The following is a 4,194-nucleotide window of genomic DNA, read 5'->3' as shown; positions in this document are numbered from 1 at the left end:
AGGTAGAGTAGCACTGGAGTTCAAGAGTAAGTCTCCTGCGTTGGACAGCTGTCCACAGCGAAGAGGTGTATGTACACGTGTATATACCACTACCCCTAAAAAACCAAACTCAGCAATGCGTAAAGTTGCCCGTGTACGTTTAACCAATGGTAAAGAGGTGAATGCCTATATTCCAGGTGAAGGTCACAACTTACAAGAGCACTCCATTGTATTGATCCGTGGTGGTCGTGTTAAAGATTTACCAGGAGTACGTTACCACATTATCCGTGGTGCATTAGATACTTCGGGTGTAGCTGGACGTAACCAACGTCGTTCAAAATATGGTACAAAACGCCCTAAGCCAGGACAAGCGGCTGCAGCACCAACAAAAGGTAAAAAGAAATAATTAGGAGGAACAAAAATGAGAAAGTCGAAACCAAAAAAGAGAATTATCCTTCCTGATCCAAAATTTAACGATGTTCAGGTGACCCGTTTTGTAAACAATATGATGTTTGACGGAAAAAAATCTATTGCTTATTCAATTTTTTATGATGCTGTTGAATTGGCAGAAAAAAAAGTTGGTGAAAATGGATTAGAAATATGGAAACGTGCATTAAACAATGTAATGCCTGCAGTAGAGGTTAAATCTCGTCGTGTAGGTGGTGCAAACTTCCAGGTACCAACAGAAGTAAGACCAGACCGTAAAATTGCTTTAGGCATGAAATGGTTAATTTCTTACGCTCGTAAACGTGGTGAAAAAACCATGAAAGAAAAATTAGCAGGTGAAATTGTTTCAGCAGCTAAAGGTGAAGGTGCAGCAGTTAAGAAAAAAGAAGATACGCATAAAATGGCTGAGGCTAACAAAGCGTTCTCTCATTTCCGTTTCTAAATTATAGAATCATAATATAATGTCAAGAGATTTAAAATACACAAGAAACATAGGAATTGCAGCTCACATTGATGCGGGTAAAACCACAACAACAGAGCGTATTCTTTATTATGCTGGTGTTAGTCACAAGATTGGTGAAGTGCACGAAGGTGCAGCAACCATGGACTGGATGGCACAAGAGCAAGAACGTGGTATTACCATTACTTCTGCAGCTACAACTGTAGACTGGAATTACAGAGGTAATAAATACCATGTTAACGTTATTGATACACCGGGTCACGTGGATTTTACTGTAGAGGTAAATCGTTCACTTCGCGTATTAGATGGTTTAGTGTTTTTGTTTTCAGCTGTTGATGGTGTTGAGCCTCAATCTGAAACCAACTGGCGTTTAGCTAATAATTACAGCGTTCCCCGTATCGGTTTTGTTAACAAAATGGACCGTTCAGGTGCTGACTTCTTAAAAGTTGTTGGACAGGTTAAAAGTATGTTAGGTAGCAATGCAGTTCCATTGCAATTGCCAATTGGTGCTGAAGACGGATTCAAAGGTGTTGTTGATTTAATTAACAACCGTGGTATCGTTTGGAATGAGCATGATAAAGGGATGACCTTTACTGAAGTGCCAATTCCAGAAGATATGCTTGATGAGGTTGCTGAGTGGAGAGAGAAATTACTTGAATCTGTAGCTGATTATGATGAGTCTTTGATGGAGAAATTCTTTGAAGCACCAGAATCAATCACAGAAAGAGAAATTTTAGATGCTTTACGTAAAGCAGTTTTAGATGCTAAAATTGTACCTATGGTTTGTGGTTCATCTTTCAAAAACAAAGGTGTACAAACTATGCTTGACTATGTGATGGAATTATTGCCATCACCAATGGACGTAGAAGGTATTACTGGTATTAACCCAAATACAGGTGAAGAAGTTACTCGTACACCAAGTGAAAAAGAGCCTTTTGCAGCTTTAGCATTTAAAATTGCAACAGATCCTTTCGTAGGTCGTTTATGCTTTATCCGTGTTTATTCAGGTAACCTTGAAGCAGGTTCTTACGTGTACAATGCACGTTCTGAGAACAAAGAGCGTATTTCCCGTATCTTCCAAATGCACGCAAACAAGCAAAACCCAATTCCTAATGTAGGTGCTGGTGATATTGCTGCGGTTGTAGGTTTTAAAGATATCAAAACAGGTGATACACTTTGTGATGAGAAAAACCCAATCATTCTTGAATCGATGAACTTCCCTGAGCCAGTTATCGGGTTAGCTATTGAGCCTAAAACTCAAGCTGACGTAGATAAATTAGGTATGGGCTTAGCTAAATTGGCTGAAGAAGATCCTACCTTTAGAGTACAAACTGATCAGGAAACTGGCCAGACTGTTATCTCTGGTATGGGTGAGCTTCACTTAGATATCTTGATTGACCGCTTAAAACGTGAGTTTAAAGTAGAAGTTAACCAAGGTGCTCCTCAAGTTGCTTACAAAGAGGCAATCACAGGTTCAACTCAACACCGTGAGACCTATAAGAAACAAACAGGTGGTCGTGGTAAATTCGCGGACATCCAGGTTATTATATCTCCAATCGATGCTGACTTTGAAAAAGGTGGTTTGCAATTCGTAAACGAAATTGTTGGTGGTTCAATTCCTCGTGAATTTATCCCTTCAGTAGAGAAAGGTTTTGCTTCAGCAATGTCTAACGGTGTTGTTGCAGGTTACCCTCTTCCGGATATGAAAGTACGTTTGATTGATGGTTCATTCCACGCAGTCGATTCAGATGCTTTATCATTTGAGATTGCAGCTCGTTCTGCTTTCCGTGAAGCTTTACCTAAATGTAAACCGGTATTAATGGAGCCAATCATGAAAATTGAAGTGCTTACACCGGAAGAAAACATGGGTGATGTTATGGGTGACTTAAACCGTCGTCGTGGTCAACTGCAAGGTATGGACACACGTAATGGTTCACAAGTAATTAAAGCATTAGTTCCACTTTCTGAAATGTTTGGTTATGTAACGCAGTTACGTACCATTACTTCTGGTCGTGCAACATCTACTATGGAATTTGATCACTATGATCCAGCTCCTAAAAATGTTCAGGAAGAAGTAATTGCAAAAGCAAAAGGTAAAGTTAAGTCGGGAGACTAATTAAAATAAATCGGTTGCCTGTTATTAATAGCTCTAACAGGCAGCCTTAAAACAAATATCATGAGCCAAAGAATCAGAATCAAATTAAAATCTTACGATTATAACTTGGTAGATAAATCTGCTGAGAAAATCGTTAAAACTGTTAAACCTACGGGTGCAGTGGTTAGCGGACCAATTCCGTTGCCAACAGAAAAGAAAATCTTTACTGTTTTGCGTTCACCACACGTGAACAAAAAAGCAAGAGAGCAGTTTCAATTGTGTGCATACAAACGTTTGTTAGACATTTATAGCTCTAACTCTAAAACAGTTGATGCTTTAATGAAACTTGAATTACCTAGCGGTGTTGAAGTAGAAATTAAAGTTTAATGAACTTAGTTCCTTAATGAAAAAGGCCTTTGCATTTGCAGAGGCCTTTTTCATTAATGCTCTTTTTTTAAGGTGTTAACCTGAAGAAGTCAACATCGGCATAACCCTTGGAGGGCATCAAATAAGGGTTCAAACTCACCAAGCCTACTTTGGCTCCAATCCATCAACCATGTCAACCGTAACAACAAGGGGATGGATATTGATGGGTGCCGAAGGTTTATCCTCACCAAAAGTATTATTGACAGTGATGATGCCATTGTATTAAAAAGCACAGGTAAATGGGGCTGTTCAGCTAACAAGATCGCAAACTGGACCGTGAGCAATTTACAAATGGCATTAAATGCGGCACAGAATCTACTGGTGGCTTTAGAAATATCCTGGTCAACAATTGTATCGTAACGCCTTCGAAGAGCAAGGTAGCGCTTATTTTCGACAGAACTAATATTGGCACCCTTTGTTATTTGACAGTAACCTGCAGCCTAAAAAGGTTTATCAGCAGGTGATTGCTTTTTAATTATACAACTTCATACTCAGTTACTGTTAACTTACCCATTGCTAACCCATGGCTAACTTATAGCCTTGTTACGCTAGGGACCTGTTACGGGTTTCGTTCGGGATTTCCGGTAGCAAACCGGTAGCAGGTCCCTACCTGCTCCGGATTTTATCCGCTGTAATAGTTAGCTATAGGTAACTGATCAATTAGCTTTTGGTAACCTTAAGATCAGGAGATGTAAAAAGTACTAAAAAAGAAAAGGGTGTATCATCTAAATAATGGTACACCCTTTTTTAATTCTGGCAAAATTAGCGTCCAGTGCTTCTGTATTCT

The 4,194-nt window shown here is 39.3% G+C and carries 5 protein-coding genes; all 5 read left to right on the top strand.

The features are described from left to right. The coding region (gene rpsL / locus ACR2F7_RS04355) for a 30S ribosomal protein S12 (protein WP_432712368.1) at nucleotides 1-385 on the top strand (385 nt) is incomplete at its 5' end. A 15-nt stretch (nucleotides 386-400) separates the two neighbouring features. Further along, the gene (gene rpsG / locus ACR2F7_RS04350; protein ID WP_432710999.1) at nucleotides 401-868 is read left to right on the top strand and encodes a 30S ribosomal protein S7; all 468 of its coding nucleotides are present in this window, start codon (nucleotides 401-403) and stop codon (nucleotides 866-868) included. Between the two features lie 19 nt (nucleotides 869-887). Beyond that, nucleotides 888-3,002 (top strand): elongation factor G, encoded by a 2,115-nt coding sequence (gene fusA, locus ACR2F7_RS04345; protein ID WP_432712367.1) that lies wholly within the window; start codon nucleotides 888-890, stop codon nucleotides 3,000-3,002. A gap of 60 nt (nucleotides 3,003-3,062) precedes the next feature. After that, entirely contained in the window at nucleotides 3,063-3,368 is a 306-nt protein-coding gene (rpsJ, locus tag ACR2F7_RS04340; protein ID WP_008244591.1) for a 30S ribosomal protein S10, read from the top strand. A 192-nt stretch (nucleotides 3,369-3,560) separates the two neighbouring features. Continuing rightward, nucleotides 3,561-3,767: a hypothetical protein gene (locus ACR2F7_RS04335; protein WP_432712366.1), complete on the top strand. Its 207-nt coding sequence runs from the start codon at nucleotides 3,561-3,563 to the stop codon at nucleotides 3,765-3,767. Nucleotides 3,768-4,194 lie beyond the last annotated feature (427 nt).

It is taken from the genome of Pedobacter sp., from assembly GCF_045628745.1.
Lineage (GTDB): Bacteria > Bacteroidota > Bacteroidia > Sphingobacteriales > Sphingobacteriaceae > Pedobacter.
Note: the sequence above shows the minus strand (reverse complement) of the source record. Positions and strands in the feature narration are given on the sequence as shown.

Bases quoted from the DNA above. Each gene is read 5' to 3' on its own strand.
- ACR2F7_RS04335 (WP_432712366.1), top strand. From the start codon at position 3,561: ATGGATATTGATGGGTGCCGAAGGTTTATCCTCACCAAAAGTATTATT.
- fusA (WP_432712367.1), top strand. From the start codon at position 888: ATGTCAAGAGATTTAAAATACACAAGAAACATAGGAATTGCAGCTCAC.
- rpsG (WP_432710999.1), top strand. From the start codon at position 401: ATGAGAAAGTCGAAACCAAAAAAGAGAATTATCCTTCCTGATCCAAAA.
- rpsJ (WP_008244591.1), top strand. From the start codon at position 3,063: ATGAGCCAAAGAATCAGAATCAAATTAAAATCTTACGATTATAACTTG.